The following is a 20,781-nucleotide window of genomic DNA, read 5'->3' as shown; positions in this document are numbered from 1 at the left end:
ACGCGCGGATCGCACGCCCCTCGATCGTCCGGAACGATGCTCCCGTCAGAACCGCGTGTTGTCGGCCCTGTAACGCGACGACCTGCGCGGCGCGCGCTCGGGGGTCTGCTCGAGCTGCGCGATCGGACGGCGATAGGTCTCGGCGCGACGCAGCCAGCCCGCCTCCCACACGCGGTTCGAGGGTAGATTGCGCACCCGCTGCTGCAGCACGACCTGCACCGCGTCGGAATATTCGGCGAGCACGGCCTTGGACTCGGTCGTGGTTCCGTTCATCTTGAGCAGCACCTGCTTGAGACCCCAGCCCTGGCGCTGGCCCGTCTCCTTGTCCACGGCGGTCTCGGATGGGTTGGTGCCCTCGCCCTTGAAGTTGATGTAGTCGATCAGCGGATAGAGATCGTTCGAGGCACGGACGACTCGCGAATACTGCGCGACGATGTGCTCGCGTTCGGCGCTGTCGGGCGTGTTCGCGAGAATCTTGTCCATCGCGCCTTGCGCACGCGCCACCAGGAACTGCGTCTGCTCCGCAATCGTGTCGAGCAGGAACTGCCGCAATTGGCGCATTTGCGGCGAATTGAAATTGCGCTTGAAGTCGGCCCGGCTGGTCCAGGGGCATGCCGGAGTCGGCGTCTTGGCGAGCCATGCAGGCAACGGCGTCTTGCCCTTGCGCAGAAATGCGATCAGCCCCGGAAAGCCCTCCTCATAAGGCGGCTTCGCGGTGGCCGGGTACCAGATGAAATGCCCGATTCCCAGCGAGGCGAATTCTTCACCTGCATTCCACGACGTGATGGCGTCGCGCCGTCCCCCGGCCTCGTTGAGCCAGATCTTGCGGCCGATCATCTGCGCGACGCCGGCCGGCAGCGCGCGCTGAGGCACCGACAGATTCTTGGTGGTCTTGGTCTCGCTCCGCGGCTCGGCCTCGCGTTCGGCCGCGACCGGCTTGGCGGGCTCGGTCGACGGCACCACCAGCTTCGGAGCCGGCGTCTGCGCGTCTGCCGGTCGCCCGACCGTCTCCGGCGCCGCCTTCTGAGGTTGCTGCACCGGCGTGACGTCGTGGGCAGCCTGCTCGGTCTCTGGCGGCTTCGCAGCAACGCCGCCTTCCGCTCCGGCCGCGACGGATGTCGCGAACCCGAGGACAATGCAGGACAACAGCAACGCGCCGCGCGCGCGCTTCAGGCCGTTGGGCTTGCCTGACAACGCCCGCAGCTCCGTGCTTCTGACGAAGGTGATTCGCTGGCTGATGAATTGATCGCCCATGTCGATGCTACCGAGACTCTCAAACTCTACGCTACCAGTTCCGGATCCGTCCAAGTCACGTCCAAGTCACGTCCGAGACCGACTCGACGGGCAAATCAGCCGATGGCGGGACTGTCCCTGGCACGCGGGATGCGCTTTTTCGGGCTGCGGCGCCGCCGCGCCAGGAAGCTTTTTTCGTGAAGACTTTCAAGTCGATCATCCTTGTCCAGTCCATCCCGTAAAAACATTCTTCGTCTGCTTTTTCCGGAATTCATGGTCTTCTCCCCAAGTCCTGTTCCCGATCGCGAGGGACGTACGGTCGTCACGAACGCGGGGAGCAGTGCGGTGGAGGCGTCGATGTTGCAGCGTGGCGCATGATTCGGAACCGGAAGCCGTTGACGCGTATTGCGCCACAGCTTTCCGACAAGATCATGCTCATATGAGGACACGCAGACGAACAACACGGCACGTACGGCGAAATCGTGTGGTCCTGGCATCCCGACGCTGATGCCGTGTCCGATGCGCGAGCGCATTGTGGCGGAAACGGGGGCAAGACAGCCGGTCTCGCGCGAGCGCGCGTCTAAGCCGTCAGACCATCGCGCAGGGAGGGTCGGGATGTCTCAGCCGAACCTGCGTTCCTGCCCCGTGCATTTTTCCCGCACGGGGGCCATCGGGGCGGCAAGCTCCCGGTCTTCACTGCTCCCTTCGATCGGGAGGGAGGCGAAGGCGAGCATGACTCGGGTGCTTTGAGACCGCGAGAACGCGAACCGATGTGCCCGCTACTACCCCTGGCTGTTTGACAACGCCCACGAACTTCGCTGGCTATACGCATCGCGCGGAGATGGATTGAACGTACACTGACAGATGTGACGGCCTTCACAGCCGATCCGCGCAGCGCATGTTAGGACTCAAGGACGAGAAGAGCCGGACTGCCGGCCCGAGGAGTCGACCCCCGTGACGGAAACATCGACGACGCTGACTGACAAGGTCGCCCTGATCACCGGGGCGGCACGCGGCATCGGGCTCGCGACAGCAAAGAGATTTCTGCGTGAGGGCTGGCGCGTGGCGCTTCTCGACATCGAGAAGACGCTGCTCGACGATGCCACGTCGGCACTCAAATCCCCCGATCGAACGCTCGCGCTGCATTGCGACGTCGCGGACGCGGCGATGGTCGCCGATGCGCTGGCGCGCGTTGCCGGCCGTTTCGGTCGTCTCGATGCGCTTGTCAACAATGCCGGCGTGGCGCGCTTCGCCCCGATCATGGAAACCAGCGAAGCCGACTGGCAACGCATCCTCGACGTCAACCTGACCGGGCCGTTTCTGTGCACACGCGCCGCAGTGCCGCTGATGCGCGAGCATGGCGGCACCATCGTCAACATCACCTCGATTTCGGCCGTCCGCGCCTCCACGCTGCGCTCCGCCTACGGCACCAGCAAGGCGGCGCTGGCGCATCTGACCAAGCAGCTCGCGGTCGAACTCGCGTCCGCCGGCATCCGCGTCAACGCGGTCGCGCCGGGCCCGGTGGAGACCGCGATGGCCAAGGACGTGCACACGCCGGAGATCCGCGCCGACTATCACGACGCCATTCCGCTCAACCGTTACGGCCTCGAGGACGAACTCGCCGAGGCCATCTTGTTTCTGAGCTCCGAACGCTCCAGCTATATCACCGGACAGATCCTGGCCGTCGATGGCGGCTTCGATGCCGCGGGAATCGGATTGCCGACCTTGCGCGGCCAGCGCAGGAACACATGAAACGATGCCGAGCCGGACGCGCATCATCCTGACCCTGCTGCTCGCCGTCCTCCTGTGGGGAATCGCGACGATGCTGGCGCGCGCCGACGTCCGCATCATCTCCTCGCCCGGCGGCGAGGTGGGACCGTTCCTCGACCTGTTCGAGAAGGTGCGCGCTTCCGGCGAGCGCGTCATCATCGACGGCCCCTGCCTGTCGGCCTGCACGCTGGTGCTCAGCGTCGTGCCCGAAGACCGCATCTGCGTGACGCGGCGGGCCACGCTCGGCTTCCACGCCGCACGCTCGGTCGACCGGCGCGGCCACGTTTATGCGGAACCCGAGGCGTCCAAGCTGGTGCTGCAGACCTATCCCAAGCCGGTGCGCGGCTGGATCGAGCGCCGCGGCGGCCTGACGTCGCGGCTGCTCTTGTTGCGCGGGCGCGAGCTCAAGGCGATGTATGCCTCTTGCCGCTAGCGGCCTCACGCCGCGTAGCCATCCGCCGGGGAATTGATCATCCACGGAATGCCGAAGCGATCGACGCCCATGCCGAAGCCCTTCGACCAGAAGGTCTTGCCGAACGGCATGGTGACGGCACCACCTGCGAGCAGCGCGTTGAACTTGCGCTCGGCCTCGGCCGGGTCTGCGATCTGGAGCGAAACCGAGATTCCGTGCGGCTTGCCTTGATAATATTCGGGCGGCGAATCCGAGGCCATCAGGACGCCGTCGCCGATCGAGAAGCGGACATGCATGACCCTGTCCTTGTGCTCCGGCGCGGACGGCATCTCCGGCGGCGCCTCGCCATAGCGCATCATCATGTCGACCTTGGCGCCGAGCACCTCGCCGTAGTGTTTCAACGCCTGTTCGCAATCGCCGTTGAACGTCAGATAGGGACAGATCATCGTCATCCTCCTTGGTTGAAAGATCATTCGTCAGCGCGAGAGCGGCAGCAGCGTGCGCAGCCGGCGGTCGCGCAGCCACAAGCCGCCCCACAGCATCAGCCCGAGATAGAGGCCGAACAGGACGTGGCTGAACAGCGGACTGCCGATCCGGACATGCGAGGCGATGGCGCCGCCGAGATAGCCTGTCAGCAGGATCGCGCCGACGAACGCTGTCGGCGGCAGGATATAGAGCAAGGTGCAGAGAAGCGTGATGAGCCCGAGCGCACGCGCCATGGCGTCGCTGGCACCATAGCCCATCTGGTCCAGCGTTTCCGTGACGACGGGCAGAGGAACGAGCTTGATCGCGCCGTCGAACAGCAGGAACAGCGTCACCAGCCCGCTCAGGATGCGGCCGCTCCACAATTCGGCGCGCGAGACCGGTTCTTCCAAGGTGATCGTCGTCATCTGCAGCTCCTCCCCCGTGATGCTGCTCCAAGGACGAATGAAGGAGCGTGCCACCGACAGCCCGGTGCAGAATTTTAGATCGAATCTCGGCAGAATTTCACTGGCCGACCCGAGCCCGAGCCGTCGCACCGTCGCGCATCAGCCGGTCGAGCTGCATGCGGATATGCGCGGCCTCCGCCGAGCTGTGCGCCAGCGCGATGGCGCGGTCGAAGGCGGTCCGTGCCTCGTCGGTGCGCCCGAGCTGCATCAGCAGCGCGCCGCGCACACCGAAGAAATAGAAATAGTTGGCGAGCCGCCCTTCGAGCGGCGCGATCAGGTCGAGCGCCGCCTCGGCGCCGCGGACCTTGGACACCGCAACGGCGCGATTGAGCGTCACCACCGGCGAGGGCTGCACCACTTCCAGCGCGCCATAGAGCAGGTCGATCTGGGTCCAGTCGGTGTCCTCCGGGCGCGCGGCGCGCGAATGCAGCGCCGCGATCGCGGCCTGGATCAAATACGGTCCGCTGCGGCGATGGCGCATCGCCTTGTCGATCAGGGCTACGCCTTCCGCGATCATCGGCTGGTTCCACAGCGAACGATCCTGGTCGTCGAGAAGGATCGGCATCCCCTCTGCATCGAAGCGGGCGGCGCTGCGCGCGTGCTGCAGCAGCAGCAGCGCCGTCAGCCCCATGATCTCCGGTTCGCTCGGAAACAGGCGCAGCAGCAGCCGCGCCAGCCGGATGGCCTCCTCCGACAGCGGCTGGCGCAGCGCGGCGGTCTCGCCGCTGGCCGAATAGCCCTCGTTGAAGATCAGGTAGATCATGGCGGCGACCGCAGTCAGGCGCTCCGACCGCTCGACCGCGCCCGGCGTCTCGAACGGCACGTTGGCCTGCGCGACACGCGCCTTGGCGCGGGTGATGCGCTGCTCCATCGCGGCGTCGCCGACCAGGAAGGCGCGGGCGATCTGCTTCACCGTCAGCCCGGACACCACGCGCAGCGCCAGCGCGATCTGCTGGGTCGCCGGCAGGTCCTTGTGGCAGCAGATGAACAGCAGACGGAGGATGTCGTCGCGATAATGCGAGCCGTCGAGCCGGTCGGCCAGCGCGCTCTCGGCATCGTCGAGATCGGAGATCGCCTCGTCCTCCGGCAGCGGCTGCTCGCGGCGGACGCGGCGGACATCGTCGATGGCAGCGTTACGTCCGACCATGATCAGCCAGGCCGCGGGATCGCGCGGCGGCCCGTTCTGCGGCCAGCTCTTCAGAGCGCGCAGGCAGGCGTTCTGGAACGCCTCCTCCGCCGTGTCGAGGTCGCGGAAATAGCGCAGCAGCGCGCCGACGGCCTGGGGACGTGCTGATGTCAGGGCTGCATCGATCCAGGCCGCGTCGCTCATGCCAGCGCTCCGCCCGGCCTGAACGTGCCGACGGGACGGATCTCGTAGGAGCCGCCGGGATTGGCCTCGCCGAGCTCGCGCGCGACCTCGAGCGCCTCGTCGAGATTGGCGCAGTCGACGAGATAGAAGCCGAGCAATTGCTCCTTGGTCTCGGCGTAGGGACCGTCGATGACGAGCGGCGGATCCTCCTTCCGGAAGGTCGTCGCGGCCGTGGTCGGCAGCAGCCGCGCCACCGGCCCGAGCCGCCCCTGCTTGGCGAGCTTCTCCTGCACAACGGCAAGCTTGGCCATGACGGCGGCGTCCTGGTCCTTGCTCCAGGTGCAGACGACGTCCTCGTCATGATAGCAGAGCAGCGCATACAACATCGGAAGGCATCTCCATTCGTCTTCAAGACGGCGGAGTATGCCCGGAGCCGACAGACCGGCGAAGAATTTTCGCCGGTTCCGTGGGCCGGAACGACCGGCTTACCAGGAGATGCCGTACTTGGCCGCGATGTTGCGCGCCCGCGTCTCCTGTGCGCTCTCGCGCGGCTGCTTGGCCCGGCCGGCCTGGCGCTGCGACTGACCTTGGCCTTGGCCCTGCCCTGCGGCACTTTGACCACCCGCACCTTGCGCCATGCCGGCCGCGGCGCCCTGCTGACTGCCGGCCTGCGGCTGACCGCCGCCCTTGCCGATGGAAATGCCGTTGGCCGACAGGATCGAGCCGACGTCGATGGTCTGGGCCTGAGCCGGGACTTGGGCCGAGGCGGATGCGATGACGAGAGCAGTGGCGAGAAGCAATTTGCGCATGGCGATGTCTCCGTGTTGATGGCCGGAGATTGGCCTGCCCGCACGATCTGGTATGTGGAACGCGTCACATAAGCTCGAGGACCCTCCGATGACCAAAGGCGCGCTGGCGCTCCTGATCCATGGCGGCACCGACAACTGGTCGCCGCAGCGCTGGAAGGCGCGTTTCGACGATGTCTGCGGCGACCGCCCGGTGGTGCTGCTGCCCGATGCCGGCCTCGATCCGGCCGACGTGCATTACGCGGCGGTCTGGAAACCGGTGCCCGGCGAGCTCGCCGGCTTCCCGAACCTGCGCGTGATCTTCAACCTCGGCGCCGGCGTCGACGCGCTGATGGCCGACAAGACGCTGCCGAGCGTGCCGCTGGTCCGGGTCGCGGTCGATGATCTCACCGCCCGGATGACCGAATATGTCGTGCTGCACGTGCTGATGCATCATCGCCAGGAACTGTATCTGCGCGAGTCGCAGCGACTGAAGCGCTGGGCGCCGAAGTACCAGTGGCCGGCGGCCGCGATCGGCGTCGGCATTCTCGGCCTGGGCACGCTCGGGATCGATGCGGCCGAGGTGCTCAAGCGGCTCGGCTTCAAGGTCGCCGGCTGGAGCCGCAGCGAAAAGCAGGCCGACGGCATCGAGTGCTTCCACGGTGCGGCGCAGCTCGATGCGTTCCTGGCGCGGACCGACATTTTGGTGTCGCTGCTGCCGCTGACGCCGGATACGCGCGGCATTCTGGATCGCAGGATGTTCGTGAGGCTTCGGCGTAGTTCGCCGCTGGGCGCCCCCGTCCTGATCAATGCCGGCCGCGGCGGCCTGCAGAACGAGGCCGACATCCTCGCCTGCCTCGACGACGATACGCTCGGTTCAGTGTCGCTCGATGTGTTCGGCCAGGAGCCGCTGCCGGCCGAGAGCCGGTTCTGGACCCACCCGAAGGTGGTGCTGACGCCGCACAATGCGGCCGACACCGACGCCGATGCGATCTCGCGCTACGTCGCCGAGCAGATCGCGACCTTCGAGGCCGGCGGGGCGCTGCGCAACCTGGTCGATCGCGTCAGGGGATATTGAAACGCTATTTTTTGCCAATCATCATATCGATTGCGCCGGCGACGATCGCCTCCAGCTCCTGACGCGGCACCCGCGCGCGCGCCCGGACCGCGATCGAGTGGATCGTCGCCGACGCCAGCCGTGCCAGCACGGCGGGGTCGGCGTCCGCCGGCAGCTCGCCCTTCTCCTTGGCGCGGCGGAAGCAGTGCGCGAAGGCCTTGTCGAGCTCGGTCAACGCGTTCTGCACCATGGCGCGGATGTCGGGATCGGCAACCGCCTCCGAGCCGGCCGTCATCACCGTGAAGCAGCCGCGCGGTCCCTCCTCGCCCGAGAGATAGATGTCGAGCGCCGTGGCGAAGATCTGCTCGAGCTGCCGTCGCACCGGCCAATCGTTGCTGAAGACGTCGCCCATGAGGGCGCGCGCGTTGTCGCGATAGCGCTGATAGCTCTTGATGTAGAGCTCGCGCTTGTCGCCGAACGCGCCATAGAGGCTCGGCCGGTTCATGCCGGTGGCGGCGCTGAGATCGTCGAGCGAGGTCGCCGCAAAACCGGTCGACCGGAACAGGTCGAGCGCCTTGCCGAGCGCGACCTCCGGCTCATACGCCCGCGGCCTCCCGCGCCGCTTCGGCTCGACCGCTTTATCGGGGGGCGGGTCGCCCTGCGGCGGCCCCTTCTTTTTTTGTACCATTTCGCACTAAATTCCTTGACCGGTATTATATTATGCGAGACAGTATAAAAATCAATCAATGCTCCGGTCCGGAGCCCGAGGGAGACGTCCATGGACCTGTATTTCTCGCCGCTCGCCTGCTCGCTCGCCACCCGCATCGCGCTCTACGAAGCCGGCGCCAAGGCGAACTATCTCGAGGTCGACCCCAAGACCAAGATCGTCCTCAACGACGGCTCCGATTTCCGCGCCGTCAATCCGCTCGGCCTCGTCCCGACACTCCGCACCGATGACGGCGACCTGCTGACCGAGAATGCCGCGATCCTGCAATATGTCGCGGATCGCTTCCCGCAAGCGAAGCTCGGCACCGGCCCCGGCATGGACCGCAGCCGGCTGCATCAATGGCTGTGCTTCATCGGCACCGAACTGCACAAGGGCCTGTTCATTCCGATCCTCGATAAGACCGCGCCCGAGGAGATGAAGGCCCATGTCCTGAAGAAGAACCTGTCGCGGCTCGATTATCTCGACAACCACCTGCGGGATCGCGACTATCTGCTCGATCATTTCACGGTCGCCGACGCCTATCTCGTCACCGTGATCAACTGGACCATGGCAACGCCGCCGGTCCAGCTCGCGAAATGGCCGGCCGTGAAGGCCTATTACGAGCGCCTGCGCGCACGGCCGTCGATCGCGCGTGCGATCGCCGAGGAGTTCGAGCTCTACAAGGCGGAACTGGCACGGCACAAGGCTGCGGCGTGAACCGCATACGAATTCATCTCCCCTTTATGGGGAGATGAATTCTGCGGGGAGATTGAACATTGTTCCACGAGCACATCTCCACCGCGCCGGATGCTTGACCGCGATCACGCCGGGTTGCAATCCTCGAATCGCAGGAGGATTGCACGTGGCAACCACATCCGTACGAGACCGATTGCTGGCGGACCGGCGCGCGCTGCTCGATCTGGGCACGCGCAACCGGCTCGTGCACATCCCGCTCAAGACCAAGACCATCCGCACCATCGACATCGTCGGCGCGCGCTCCGCTGCGCTGTTCGAGCTTCTCGGTGAAGGCAAGCGCTTCACGTTCCTGCCGGCGAAGGCGGAGGCTGCGGAAGCGGACGGCACCCTGCCCTTGAGCCTGCCGGCCCCTCGGTCCGACGCGCCGAGCGTCAAGCTGGACCAGCAAAAGGATGATTCGGAGTCAGCTGCTTCGGAGTCAGAGCCCCGGCAGCCCGACACCCGGCTCAGGACCCGGCTGTCATCGGAGGCGCTGCAGAAGCGCCTGCTGGACATCTGGTACGACGCACGAACGCTCGAGGAAGAACAGGGCGTCAATATCCTCTATCTCGCCTTCGGGCTGCTGAAATGGTTCGAGGACGACAAATCCGACGTCGAGCGCTTCGCGCCGCTGGTCCTGCTGCCCGTCCGTCTCGAACGCAGCAGCGCCGCCGATCGGTTTCACCTGGTCTCGCGCGCGGAGCCGCCGTCGCCGAACCTCTCGCTCCAGGCCAAGCTCGACGCCGAGTTCGGACTCAAGATCGAGGATTTTGGCGACGAGGACGATGTCGACATCGCGGCCTATCTCGCCGGCGTCGCAGAGACGGTCGCCAACAAGCAGCGGTGGGAGGTCAGGACGGACGCGATCGTCCTCGGCTTCTTCTCGTTCTCCAAGTTCCTGATGTATCGCGATCTGGACCCTGACAACTGGCCCGCAGATGGCGGCCTTGATCGTCATCCCCTGATCGCAGCGCTGCTTCAGGACGGCTTCGAGGGCGCGGAGCCGATCGTGGCCGACGACGGCAAGATCGATTCCGTCATCCAGCCGGTGGCGATGAACCACGTCGTCGATGCCGATTCATCGCAGGCCGTGGTGATCGAGGAAGTGGTCCGTGGACGCGACCTCGTCGTCAAGGGACCGCCTGGCACCGGCAAGTCGCAGACCATCACCAACATCATCGCGTCGGCTGCCGCCGAGGGGAAGACGGTGCTGTTCGTCGCCGAGAAGATGGCGGCGCTCGAGGTCGTGCACCGGCGGCTGAAGCATGTCGGCCTCGGCGCGCTCGCGCTGGAGCTGCACTCCAACAAGGCCAACAAGCGCGTTCTGCTCGAGGAGCTGAAACGCTGCAAATCGGCCGAGGTCGCGGTCCCGCGCGGCGAACCCACGCTGGTGCAGCGCCTGACCGACAGCCGTGATGGCCTCAACCGGCATGCGGACATGATGCACCAGCCGCACCAGCCGAGCGAGCTGACACCGTTCAGGCTGCTCGGTCATCTCGTGCGCTGCGGAGACAACTCCGCGCAGCCTCCCTATCCGTTGCAGGGGGCGCCGTCCTGGTCTCCCCTGGATCTGGAGCGACGGCGCGAGCTGATCGCCGAACTCGCCGAACGAATTGCGGCCGACGGCGCGCCTCACCTGCATCCGTGGCGCGGTGTCGGCCGCGACGCGCTCGATCCCGCCGAAATGACCGAGCTGCGGAGATCGCTGGACGACATCTCGAATGTTGTCGGCAGCGTCTCCACGGGCGCGGCCCGCCTCGGCACGCTGCTCGATCTCCCGCCGCCGGCCAGCTTGGCCGACGCCACGGCGGTACTGGCCTTTGCGCAGGCCGCGGCCGCGATGCCGGAGTGCGACCGGACCGCCTTCCGCAATGCCATCTGGAGCCAGGCCGGACTCATCACGGACATCATCGAGAAGGGGCTGCGTTACGCGAAACTGAGGACGGCCGTCGAGAGCGCCTTCGTCGAGGCCGCCTGGGATGCACCGATCGCCGAGTGCCGCAAGGTCATCGCCGAGAAGGGCCGCTCCTGGCTGCGCCTGCTCAGCCCGCGCTATCGCGAGCAGGTGGCGCTGCTGGCCTCGTACCTGAAGGTGCCGATGCCGAAAACGCTCGAGCAGCGGCTTCTGCTGCTCGACGGCCTCATCGCGGCGCAAGCCGCGCGCCGGTCCTTCGCGGAGGTCGAAGCCGCCGGCAGCACCGCATTCGGAACGGCGTGGCAGAAGGAGCAGTCGGACTGGGACGCGTTGTCCCGATTGGCGAGCTGGTGGACCGCATTCCCCAAACCGTTCGCAAACGACGACACGCGCCAGCGGCTGGCGCAGCTCACGCTGTCGGCCGATGATCGGCGATCCATCGAACAGCTCGACGACGGCCTCGCAGGTCTGAGGTCCGGGCTCGGCAGGCTGATCGATTGTCTCCAGCTGGAGCCTGCCCGCATCCCGCTCGACGCCGGCGACCAGATCCGGTTGGCCGACCTGTCGCAGACCTTGTCGGAGTGGCAGACCGCGACCGAGCGCCTGACCCGCTGGATCGCGTTCATGGGCCGGGTCCGCCTTGCGCGCGCGCAAGGCCTCGCCGCGCTGGTCGACCGCACGCTCGACGGCTCCTTGCCGGGCGAAGCGCTCGAAGCCGCCTTCGACCGGTCGTACTACGACGCCATGCGCAGCGTGATCTTCGCCGATCATCCCGAGCTGAAACGGTTCGACGGCGAATCGCACGACCGGCTGGTCGACGGCTTTCGCAAGCTCGACGTCGCGCGCATGCAACTGGCCCGCGACCAGATCGCTCACGAGCATGCGGCGGCCCTGCCGCGCAACGCCGGCGGCATCGGGCCGCTGGGCGTGCTGAACGGCGAGCTTGCCAAGAAGCGCAATCATCTGCCCATCCGCCAGCTCCTGGAACGGGCCGGTCCGGTCATTCAGCAGATCAAGCCGATCTTCCTGATGAGCCCGCTGTCGGTGGCACAGTTCCTCAAGCCCGGCGCGATCGCCTTCGATCTTCTGGTGGTCGACGAGGCCTCGCAGATCGAGCCGGTCGACGCGCTCGGTGCGGTCGCGCGCTGCCGGCAGATGGTGGTCGTCGGCGACGAGCGGCAGCTGCCGCCGACGCGGTTCTTCGCGAAGCTGACGGGCAATGACGACGAGGACAATGACGACGAGGATCAGCCGACCTTCCAGGTCAAGGACGCCGAGAGCATCCTCGACCTCTGCCTTGCCAAGGGCCTGTCGCATCGGATGCTGAACTGGCACTATCGCAGCAAGCACCAGTCGCTGATCGCCGTGTCCAACAAGCAGTTCTACGACAACCGGCTGTTCATCGTGCCGAGCCCGTACGATGCGGTTGCGGGAATGGGGTTGAAGTTCAACTACACCCCCGATGCGCACTACGAACGCGGCAGCAGCCGGACCAACCCCAGGGAAGCGCGGCTCGTCGCCGAGGCCGTCATGCGCCATGCGCGCGAGACGCCGGACCGCAGCCTTGGCGTCGCGACCTTCTCGGTGGCACAGCGCCAGGCGATCCAGGATCAGCTCGAAATCCTGCGCAAGGAGAATCCGGCAACGGAGAGCTTCTTCGTCCGCGGGGCCACCGAGCCGTTCTTCGTGAAGAACCTCGAGAACATCCAGGGCGACGAACGCGACGTCATCTTCATCTCCATCGGCTATGGGCGAACGAAGGAGGGGTTCGTCTCGATGAGCTTCGGTCCCCTCAACTCGGACGGCGGCGAGCGCCGGCTGAACGTGCTGATCTCGCGCGCCAAGCTCCGATGCGAGGTGTTCTCCTCGATCACCGGCGACGACATCGACCTGTCGCGCGCCAAGGGCCGCGGCATCGCCGCGCTGAAGACGTTCCTGACCTTCGCGCAGACCGGGCAGCTCGGCATCGCGCAGGAGACCGGCCGCGATCCCGACTCGGTGTTCGAGGAGCAGGTCGCCGCCAGGCTGCGGGCGCTCGGCCACGACGTGAAGACCCAGATCGGCACCGCCGGATTCTTCGTCGACCTCGCTGTCGTCGATCCCGACAAGCCCGGCCGCTTCCTGCTCGGCATCGAATGCGACGGCGCCCAGTACCATGCGTCCCGTTCGGCGCGAGACCGCGACCGCCTGCGGCAGAACGTGCTGGAAGCGCATGGCTGGGTGCTGCATCGCATCTGGTCGACCGACTGGTTTCTCCGTCCCAAGGAAGAGACAGACAAGGTTATTCGCGCGATCGAGGCGGCAAAGGCGCATTGGCAGGACATCGACCAGGGGGCCGCGCGAGCTCACCCCGAGCCTCCGCCAAACCCCGCCGTGCCGGCGCCGGAGCAGGCCGAGCAGCGCCCTCTGGAGATGCTCGCACAGGCACCGACGGTGGCCTCCTATGAAGAGGCGAAGCTGCGCGTGCGTCGGGAGATCGAGCCGCACGAGACGCCGCTCGGCGACATGACGCGGCACGTCGTCGAGATCGTCGCCGTCGAAGGGCCGGTGCATGAATCGGAGATCATCGTCCGGATCAGATCGGCCTGGGGCCTTGCCCGCGCCGGCAATCGCATCCGCGATGCCGTGCGAGCGGCGCTGACGTCGGCAGTGGCGAAGGGACAGATCGCCGGAGGTCCGTTCTACGCCGTGCCCGGCCAGGCGATCATCGTTCGAAACCGCGAGGACGTGCAGTCACAGTCCTTGCGCAAGCCCGAGATGCTGCCGCCGGACGAGATCAAGGCGGCCATCATGCAGGTCGTGGAGCAGAACTACGGCGCCGAGGAAGACCAGTTGATCCAGGCGGTCGCCCGCCTGTTCGGCTTCGGCTCGACCAGCGCCCAGCTGCGCGAGGTGCTGCAAGGCAGCCTCCAGGATCTTCTCGCCGCAGGACAGCTGCGCCGCGAGGGAGAGCTGCTGACGAAGCCGCAGGAGGTCTCGCCGGCTGCGCAGGACTGACCCGCCACTTGCTGCGAGGACCTCACGACCCGAACGCCGCCTGACAGCCGCCGAGATCGGCGGTCGGGCCACGGCCCCGGCCGGTCGCTTCTTCAGAGGCATGAATTCCGCGGCGGCATCGCCGCGGCAGCGGAACTGGCGAGGTCGGAAGCTCGTTCAGATCAGGCGCTCGTCCCTGCCCGGGGCAGCGGAGCGGGATTGCACGGCTCCGTCCCTGCCACTATCCTCGGGCACGACACGCGCTGGCCCGCACCGCAACAGGAGCGCCCCATGCCGACCGCGACCCTGTCTCAGACTCCGGCTCCCCTGGACGAGACCATCACCATCGCGGAGCTGACGCGCGATCCCTATCCGATCTACCGGCGGCTGCGCCGCGAAGCGCCGGTGCTGCGGGTCAAGTCGGTGGGCCGGACGTTCCTCACCAAGGCGGCCGACACCAAATATGTGAAGGACAATGCGGCGCTGTTCTCGTCCGACGATCCGAACACGCCGATGAAGCGCGCCTTCCTCGCGCATACCCTGATGCGCAAGGATCACGACGAGCACCGCGCGGAGCGCATGGCGATGATGCCCGCCCTGATGCCGAAGACGATCGAAGCCGTCTGGGAGCCGCTCTACACCCAATTCGCCACCGAATATCTCGACCGGCTGCAGCGCGGCGAGATCGTCGATCTGTTCCCTGCGCTGGCCGGCCCCCTGGCCGCGCGCATCCTCGCTGAAGTGATGGGCATCCCGGACGCCAGCGATGCGGACATGCAGCGCTGGTCGCAGGCGCTGATCGACGGCGCCGGCAATTTCGGCTGGACCCCTGGTCCGTTCGACGCGTCCGATATCGCCAATGCGGAGATGGACCGCTGTATCCGCGCCAACATGGCGCGCGTGAAGGCCGCGCCGGATTCCTCCGCGCTGTCCTTCATGGTCAACGCGAAGAACCCGATTGCCGAGAGCCAGATCATCGCCAACATCAAGATCGCGATCGGCGGCGGCATCAACGAGCCGCGCGACGCGCTGCTGACGATCCTCTACGGCCTCCTCACCAACCCGGACCAGTTAGAGGCCGTCCGCGCGCAGGACAAATGGCGCTCCGCCTTCGAGGAAGGCGTGCGCTGGGTGGCGCCGATCCAGGCGAGCTCACGCCTGGTGATGGAGGACACCGAGATCCGCGGCTGCCTGATCCCGAAGGGCGACACCGTGATGACCATCCAGGCCTCCGCCAATCGCGACGAGGAGCTGTTCACCGACGGCGAGCACTACAACGCGCTGCGCGACCCCAACCCCCACCAGGCCTTCGGCAACGGCCCCCACCACTGCGCCGGCGCCCACCTCTCCCGCCGCACCGTCGGCGCCATCCTGCTGCCGATGCTGTTCGAGCGGTTTCCGCGGATGGAGCTGGTGGATGCGGAGAGCGTGCGGTGGCATGGGTTCGGGTTTCGGGGGCCGCTGGGGTTGGCGGTGAGGCTTGAATAGGGAAGGATTCCGAGGGGGCTTTAAGCTTCTACGGGCGCCACCGCCAGTGCATGATTGGTGGAAATCTTAGTCAGGCATTGACACAACATATTCGTTGTGTTCTACCCCGCTCATGGTATTCGCTCTAATTTCGACCGACCGTCAAGCTCGCGACGCCGAGGAGGCAATAGCTGAGCTTGATTCGGCGTTATCGTCAGAGCAGGTGCTTAAATCAATTGTAGAGGGGCTTCCCCGCGAAATTATCGAAGGTGTGCGCCGATCCTTGGTTACCGACCGGCGTGAACGAGCCTCTATGTTGCTCGCCTATCAAAACGCTAAGCAGAAGGATTATGACCTTTTGAGGAAACGCGCCGGAAATGATCCCGGAGCGTTTCTTATTGCGGCCCGAATTATCAGGGGGCTTTCGCAAAAAGACCTCGCCCGCCGGCTCGGTCTGCGTGAACAGGCGATCCAACGGTGGGAGACGGAGAAGTATCGCTCCATCAGCCTGTCGAACTACCAGAAAGTCGCTCAGGTGCTGGGGGTTCGCTGGCAGTTTACCGATGTCACTGTGCCTGCCCAGCATGCGACACCGCTCTACGACATCAAACGTGATGACCTTAACAAGCTTGTCCGGCACGCGCGCGCCAACGGTTGGTTGGAAAAAGCGGATTCCGACGAAACTGCAATAGAAAAACTTGTACGCTACGTTGGCGACCATGTTACCCGGTACGGTACACCGTCATTGTTGCGAACTGGACTAAACGTCGTCGATCGTTCAGAAGATTGGTCCCTGTTGTCCTGGAAGGCGCAGATTACGCGGCGCGCGGAGATCCTGATAGACCGACATAAGCCGCGCTACCGGCCAACCAAACTGTCCTGGCTCGTAGAGTTGGTGCGGCTGAGCCAGTTCCCCGATGGGCCCAAACGTGCCCGCGACTTACTACTGGAAAACGGGATCGTTCTTATCGCCGAACCACAAATTCCGGGAATGCGCGTTGACGGCGCCGCGTTTCTTGCCGACGACGTTCCCGTTATCGGGCTCACGCTCCTACGCGATGCGATTGATAATTTCTGGTTCACATTACTGCACGAAGTTGGTCATATCATTTTGCACTTTCGAACTGGCCTTGCATCTGGCTTCTTTGATGACATAGCCTCAACTGGAACGGATGAATTCGAAAAAGAGGCTAACGCGTTTGCCTCGAATCTGCTCATTCCAGACGAGATATGGACACGCACTCCGGCGCGTATCGCAAGGACAGCCGAACCAATCGAAAAGCTGGCAAGCCAAATCAAAATCCATCCCGCCATTATTTTCGGGCGAGTTCGGATGGAAAGAAACGACTACACACTTTTCTCAAACAAGATAGGCAGAGGAACGGTGCGCGAGCAACTCCTGGCCTAAAGTTGGAGATGATAATGGTAGTTATGAGAAAGCCGTTTTATGTCCCGGCGCTGCGTATGAAGGCGGGCGAGCTTATGGGTATTCGCGATCTAGCGCCGGAGATCGCCGACCGGATTACGCCCCGCATGATTATCCCCCCTCAACTCGAACGTGACGACGCGCTGCAACCAAAGTTATTTGCAAGCGATCCGTTCCCGGATGTCAGCGCGGCGCTCGGGCAGCATTGGTTCCGCCGCGAGGTCTTGGTGGAAGCAACGCACCTTGTCAGCGAGTTTAGGCGAGATCGCATGGGCCTGTGGCTGCCCAAAATGTTCGAAGCCGCACGAAAGTCACAGGTCCACGCAATCCCCACTGTGATGTTGAATGATCTTTTGATCGACCGCGATCTGGAAGCCTACAAGGCCGCTGTCGAACCCCGATATTCCTTGAAACTCGGATTGGTGGTACCTTCCGGCGATCTGACCGATGCCGAACTCGTGAAGAAAGGCCTGAAAGCACTCGAAAAACTTCGTCTTACGCCAGAAGACTGCGTTGTGATAGCGGACTTCTCAGGCGACGACTTTAGCCAGGCGGATATCGTCGCTCCGATTATCACCGGCGTGATGGAGACCCTCCAGGCAACTGCCCGTTGGCAACAGATCGTCTTTCAGGGCACGAATTATCCGGAGCACAATCCTGCCGAACCGGATTCCTTCTGCCATGTTCCTCGGAACGAATGGCTCGCCTGGCGGAAGGCCATCCGGTTTGCACCGGAAACCGCTGATCATATGATCTTTGGGGACTACGCGGCCGATTGCGCTAAGATGGTGTTCCGCGCAGGCGGCGCCCCTGCGATTAGACATCATCGGTATGCCATCGCGGATGCTTGGCTGATTCAGCGAGGCCCGGAGATTGGCACCCAGGCAAGCGCCATGCGAGCGGTCTCAGAAGCGATTGTCACAAGCGGTCATTTTGCTGGTCGTACTTTCTCAACGGCAGACAACCGCATCTACCTCGTTAGCAAAGGTTTGGTTGGGCCCGGGACTGCGAAGGAATGGCGCGGGATTAATACCACGCACCACATCACTCGAGTTGTCACTGACATAGGCACAGTCCGTGGCGTCACATTTCCGCAACTCGAAACCAGTCCCCTGCCAGAACAACAAAACCTTTTTGCCTAACAGAACCCACTCGGAGCTTGTCCTATCGTTCGTCCGTTGTGTCGTTGGTCAAGATTTGTCTTGAACGGATAATGACGGCCACTTTCGTGGCCCATCGCGGCGCGATCAAAGGGTCAATGAACTTATTAGAAGATAATCGCACGTCTAATGGGATGAGTTGAATCAAATGTCCGCTCAAACAATTTAAGCAGTTCACGTGTGAAATGATGCCCTTCGTTCTTCAGATCTCGAAAGATCGGATCGTCGCGCTGTTCTCTGGTCAGAGACTTGAGATGCTCGCGAATCTCCGGCTTCTCAAGTTGACTCAAAAAACGATCGTAGCTCTTTAATACCTGACGACAGTCGTGCTCGCCGCAAATGTCTAGCAAGCGGTCGATCACAGTCATGTCGAACAGCCTTTCCAACTCCTCTATCTTTTTATCCCGGCGCAAGTCAGCCGTCGCTGCAACGCTAAATAGACCACTGGCGTATAACAACTTTCGCGAGAATATCAGCTTGATATTCCTAATACCCCAAGGTTTTTTCTTTGGACCTTCGACCGTCTTGAATTCGTAATCAACCGCCATCGTGCGATAGTAACGAACAATGTCATTGAGCAGAAAGAGCGCGAGTTGATGGTCGGTAATCGTCTCAGCGATGTATCGCTCAAGAATCGACCTACGAACGCTCTTAAGTCCGGCCTCGTTGAATAGCCACTCCCCCTCCAACAGAAGAAGCATGCGCCGGGTGATATTCTGGTTGCTATCGTTTTCTCCACCAATATTGTGCAGAAGAGTTGCCCGCGGCTCGATTTTTGCGAAAGCTCCATCCTCTGCGGGCTCGATCGGCACGACCTGCTCAATTTTTGCCTTAACGTCACGAACCCAATCGGGCGCTGTCTCGGGCCTCGCCCCGGTCGTCACGATATAGAAGTCTATATCAGAGCCCTCGGAAGCTTCTCGCCGCGCATAAGAGCCGTTAACGAGGACCATTTCGGCGGGAGGAACGAAATTGGCAATGCTGCTACGCAGCTCCTCCAACCGTTTCACGGAATAGCACTTTGCGCGCTCAATCGCGTTGGTCACCGAACAAATCTCCCATTTCAAATATCACCTCGGTTACGCGAGGCTCAACCGGCATCATTTCGCGTTTACGCGTTTGCGAGTAACGGCGCCGATCTTCTCGCCGGAAGAAATCGCCAGTGGGGTCCACGAAAAATCTTCTTTTGCGAACTTCGATAACCTCACCAATCGATGTTCTCACCAAGTCACCAAAAGTTTGCGTCCTCAGCAAATCGCGGAGACCAGGCAATTTCCGAAAGATCGCGTCTTCCGTAGAAAAGTAATCATCTCGCACTAGAACTCCTAAGTGCTGCCTCATGGAAATCTGACAAGAGAGATCTGCCAACACACCGGCCTTCGAGCTTATCACATGCGTATAGACTTGATCTTTATACGACCAAAACTGATCAACAGCCTGTTGATCTGATATGCTTGATCTACTTACAGCGGCAGAAACCACCAGCTCTGGCGCGAGAGGACTAATCGCTGGCTTGATATAGACTCTAGTTCTCAGTATCCCCTCAATAGTGTCAAAGTTGATTGGACCGGAGAAGAAGGCATGAAAGCTATCGTCTTCGCCTGAAATGAGTGCGATAAGCCGGTCAACATCGACGCCGTTGTTCCTTAAGGATTGCAACAACGATCGTCCAGCGGGAGCATTGCCCGTAATGATATCCTTCGTTGCCTGATGATGATCGATATCGAATACTTCTTTGAATACCGGCTCAAGGGAATGAGACAGCGGCGCATGGCCAATGTCATGCAAAACCGCAGCTGCAAAAATCAGACGCCGATCTCTGTCGGACAGTTCGCAGGCACGTGCATACATCAGAGCGAGCCGTGCAACACCCAGGCTATGCTGAAAACGCGTGTAGCGCGTATTACCCCAAACGCCATTTGGGTTTTGCACAAGAACATAATCGATACCTCCCAAAAAACGGATGTAACGAAGGCGCTGGAATGCAGGTTCCGAAACAAGCTCGAGAAAGAACGGATCTACCGAGCCCCAGGATTTCGGATCCATGGGGTTGGAGAAATCATAATCGGGGAGATATTCCGCATTCATATTCTCAGCGGGAAACGAACGTTGTATCACCTGATATCCGATCCGGTCCGGTTTGCATTTTAGTAGATTAGCCAGTTGGCCAGGAGCTGACGCTGGGTCTACGACAGATATCGTCCGCACCAGCCGGTCTGTACAACCAGTTCCGAAACTTTGCGGCGACCATGCCCCTCCGAACCGTCGGGGGTCAACGACACCGGCCTTTCCAGACTCAACGCCTCGACTCGGACCAACCGACGTATCTTAGCAAGCGCCAGCTGAGATGTATTCGTCAGCTCACAGTCTATTCTTGCCCTGAGCTTCTTCGAGGCCATTTTGCATGCGACCCATGCCAAACTGCCCGTCCTGCCAGTTTGTCGCATTCCGTCGGGCAAATCCGGCCTTGTGCCGTCGGGCAAATCAGAACGATGCTCCTCGCCGTCTTCCGCTCACTGAAGGGGCGTTTCGCGATCGTCACGGACCGTGGAGCGGGAGATGCGGTGGCCGCCTGGGGTCGGCGTACGCGTTTCGCGTGCGGACGAACGACTTCAAGCGGACGGTCAAGCCGTGTGGTCCCGACACCCCGACGCTGGTGTCTTGGTCGGCGACATGCCGATGACGGGGGCAAGCAAGCCCGGTCCCCTGGGAGAGCACGGAGCAGCCGTTCAACCCATCGCGCAGGGAAGGCCGGTTGTTCGGCCAATCCTGTGGTGACTGCCGCCTGCTTTTCTTTCTGCAGGCGGGCCATGGGTGCGGCCTGCACCCGGCCTTCCCTGCGCCCTTCTTTATGAAGGGTGCCTCGATGAGCAAAGCTCGGACGCAGGAATGCGCCGCGAG

General features: G+C 63.2%; 18 protein-coding genes. 8 read left to right on the top strand and 10 right to left on the bottom strand.

All coding sequences use genetic code 11. The features are described 5' to 3' along the window. Nucleotides 1-45: 45 nt before the first annotated feature. Both ACQR1X_RS19750 and ACQR1X_RS19745 read right to left on the bottom strand, forming a co-directional pair. Nucleotides 46-1,254 (bottom strand): hypothetical protein, encoded by a 1,209-nt coding sequence (locus ACQR1X_RS19750; protein WP_434894597.1) that lies wholly within the window; start codon nucleotides 1,252-1,254, stop codon nucleotides 46-48. Between the two features lie 95 nt (nucleotides 1,255-1,349). Then, nucleotides 1,350-1,508 carry a hypothetical protein gene (locus ACQR1X_RS19745; protein ID WP_434894598.1) on the bottom strand — a complete coding sequence of 53 codons (159 nt, stop codon included), beginning with the start codon at nucleotides 1,506-1,508 and terminating at the stop codon, nucleotides 1,350-1,352. Between the two features lie 679 nt (nucleotides 1,509-2,187). Here ACQR1X_RS19745 and ACQR1X_RS19740 point away from each other — a divergent pair. Together ACQR1X_RS19740 and ACQR1X_RS19735 are read left to right on the top strand one after the other, a co-directional pair. Further along, nucleotides 2,188-2,985 (top strand): SDR family NAD(P)-dependent oxidoreductase, encoded by a 798-nt coding sequence (locus tag ACQR1X_RS19740; RefSeq protein WP_434899429.1) that lies wholly within the window; start codon nucleotides 2,188-2,190, stop codon nucleotides 2,983-2,985. A gap of 4 nt (nucleotides 2,986-2,989) precedes the next feature. Beyond that, a complete protein-coding gene (locus tag ACQR1X_RS19735; RefSeq protein ID WP_434894600.1) occupies nucleotides 2,990-3,436 on the top strand; it encodes a hypothetical protein in 447 nt (148 codons plus the stop codon). 5 nt (nucleotides 3,437-3,441) lie between these two features. Here the strand turns inward: ACQR1X_RS19735 and ACQR1X_RS19730 are convergent, their stop codons facing one another. From ACQR1X_RS19730 to ACQR1X_RS19710, 5 genes are all read right to left on the bottom strand, one after another. Then, complete coding sequence (locus ACQR1X_RS19730) at nucleotides 3,442-3,861, bottom strand: VOC family protein (RefSeq protein ID WP_434882351.1); 420 nt, start codon at nucleotides 3,859-3,861, stop codon at nucleotides 3,442-3,444. 30 nt (nucleotides 3,862-3,891) lie between these two features. Next, nucleotides 3,892-4,305, bottom strand: a complete 414-nt coding sequence (locus ACQR1X_RS19725; RefSeq protein ID WP_434899428.1) for a DoxX family protein — start codon at nucleotides 4,303-4,305, stop codon at nucleotides 3,892-3,894. 97 nt (nucleotides 4,306-4,402) lie between these two features. Beyond that, nucleotides 4,403-5,674, bottom strand: a complete 1,272-nt coding sequence (locus ACQR1X_RS19720; protein ID WP_434899427.1) for an RNA polymerase sigma factor — start codon at nucleotides 5,672-5,674, stop codon at nucleotides 4,403-4,405. Further along, entirely contained in the window at nucleotides 5,671-6,039 is a 369-nt protein-coding gene (locus ACQR1X_RS19715) for a YciI family protein (RefSeq protein WP_315802570.1), read from the bottom strand. Before ACQR1X_RS19715 ends, ACQR1X_RS19720 begins: the two co-directional genes overlap by 4 nt. Before the next feature lie 99 nt (nucleotides 6,040-6,138). Next, complete coding sequence (locus tag ACQR1X_RS19710) at nucleotides 6,139-6,462, bottom strand: hypothetical protein (RefSeq protein ID WP_434894603.1); 324 nt, start codon at nucleotides 6,460-6,462, stop codon at nucleotides 6,139-6,141. Nucleotides 6,463-6,550: 88 nt separating this feature from the next. Between ACQR1X_RS19710 and ACQR1X_RS19705 the strand changes: the two genes are divergently transcribed. After that, nucleotides 6,551-7,516 carry a 2-hydroxyacid dehydrogenase gene (locus tag ACQR1X_RS19705; RefSeq protein ID WP_434899426.1) on the top strand — a complete coding sequence of 322 codons (966 nt, stop codon included), beginning with the start codon at nucleotides 6,551-6,553 and terminating at the stop codon, nucleotides 7,514-7,516. A gap of 4 nt (nucleotides 7,517-7,520) precedes the next feature. Here the strand turns inward: ACQR1X_RS19705 and ACQR1X_RS19700 are convergent, their stop codons facing one another. Beyond that, the gene (locus ACQR1X_RS19700) at nucleotides 7,521-8,183 is read right to left on the bottom strand and encodes a TetR/AcrR family transcriptional regulator (protein ID WP_316179810.1); all 663 of its coding nucleotides are present in this window, start codon (nucleotides 8,181-8,183) and stop codon (nucleotides 7,521-7,523) included. Nucleotides 8,184-8,273: 90 nt separating this feature from the next. On the opposite strand from ACQR1X_RS19700, the gene ACQR1X_RS19695 reads away from it, so the two are divergent. The 5 genes from ACQR1X_RS19695 (at nucleotide 8,274) to ACQR1X_RS19675 (ending at nucleotide 17,862) form a co-directional block, all read left to right on the top strand. Then, nucleotides 8,274-8,918: a glutathione binding-like protein gene (locus ACQR1X_RS19695; RefSeq protein ID WP_434899425.1), complete on the top strand. Its 645-nt coding sequence runs from the start codon at nucleotides 8,274-8,276 to the stop codon at nucleotides 8,916-8,918. Between the two features lie 94 nt (nucleotides 8,919-9,012). Continuing rightward, the gene (locus ACQR1X_RS19690) at nucleotides 9,013-13,848 is read left to right on the top strand and encodes a DUF3320 domain-containing protein (RefSeq protein ID WP_434899424.1); all 4,836 of its coding nucleotides are present in this window, start codon (nucleotides 9,013-9,015) and stop codon (nucleotides 13,846-13,848) included. Nucleotides 13,849-14,118: 270 nt separating this feature from the next. Next, a complete protein-coding gene (locus tag ACQR1X_RS19685; RefSeq protein ID WP_434899423.1) occupies nucleotides 14,119-15,315 on the top strand; it encodes a cytochrome P450 in 1,197 nt (398 codons plus the stop codon). A gap of 112 nt (nucleotides 15,316-15,427) precedes the next feature. Further along, a complete protein-coding gene (locus tag ACQR1X_RS19680) occupies nucleotides 15,428-16,702 on the top strand; it encodes a helix-turn-helix domain-containing protein (protein WP_434899422.1) in 1,275 nt (424 codons plus the stop codon). 23 nt (nucleotides 16,703-16,725) lie between these two features. Next, nucleotides 16,726-17,862 carry a beta family protein gene (locus tag ACQR1X_RS19675; protein ID WP_434899421.1) on the top strand — a complete coding sequence of 379 codons (1,137 nt, stop codon included), beginning with the start codon at nucleotides 16,726-16,728 and terminating at the stop codon, nucleotides 17,860-17,862. A gap of 125 nt (nucleotides 17,863-17,987) precedes the next feature. Here the strand turns inward: ACQR1X_RS19675 and ACQR1X_RS19670 are convergent, their stop codons facing one another. Both ACQR1X_RS19670 and ACQR1X_RS19665 read right to left on the bottom strand, forming a co-directional pair. Continuing rightward, nucleotides 17,988-18,926 (bottom strand): nucleotidyltransferase domain-containing protein, encoded by a 939-nt coding sequence (locus ACQR1X_RS19670; protein WP_434899420.1) that lies wholly within the window; start codon nucleotides 18,924-18,926, stop codon nucleotides 17,988-17,990. Further along, entirely contained in the window at nucleotides 18,910-19,998 is a 1,089-nt protein-coding gene (locus tag ACQR1X_RS19665) for an HD domain-containing protein (RefSeq protein ID WP_434899419.1), read from the bottom strand. Before ACQR1X_RS19665 ends, ACQR1X_RS19670 begins: the two co-directional genes overlap by 17 nt. Between the last annotated feature and the right edge of the window lie 783 nt (nucleotides 19,999-20,781).

This window comes from Bradyrhizobium sp. HKCCYLRH3073 (assembly GCF_051167995.1).
Classification (GTDB): domain Bacteria; phylum Pseudomonadota; class Alphaproteobacteria; order Rhizobiales; family Xanthobacteraceae; genus Bradyrhizobium.
The sequence above is the reverse complement of the archived record's forward strand: the minus strand, read 5'-3'. Positions and strand labels throughout refer to the sequence as shown.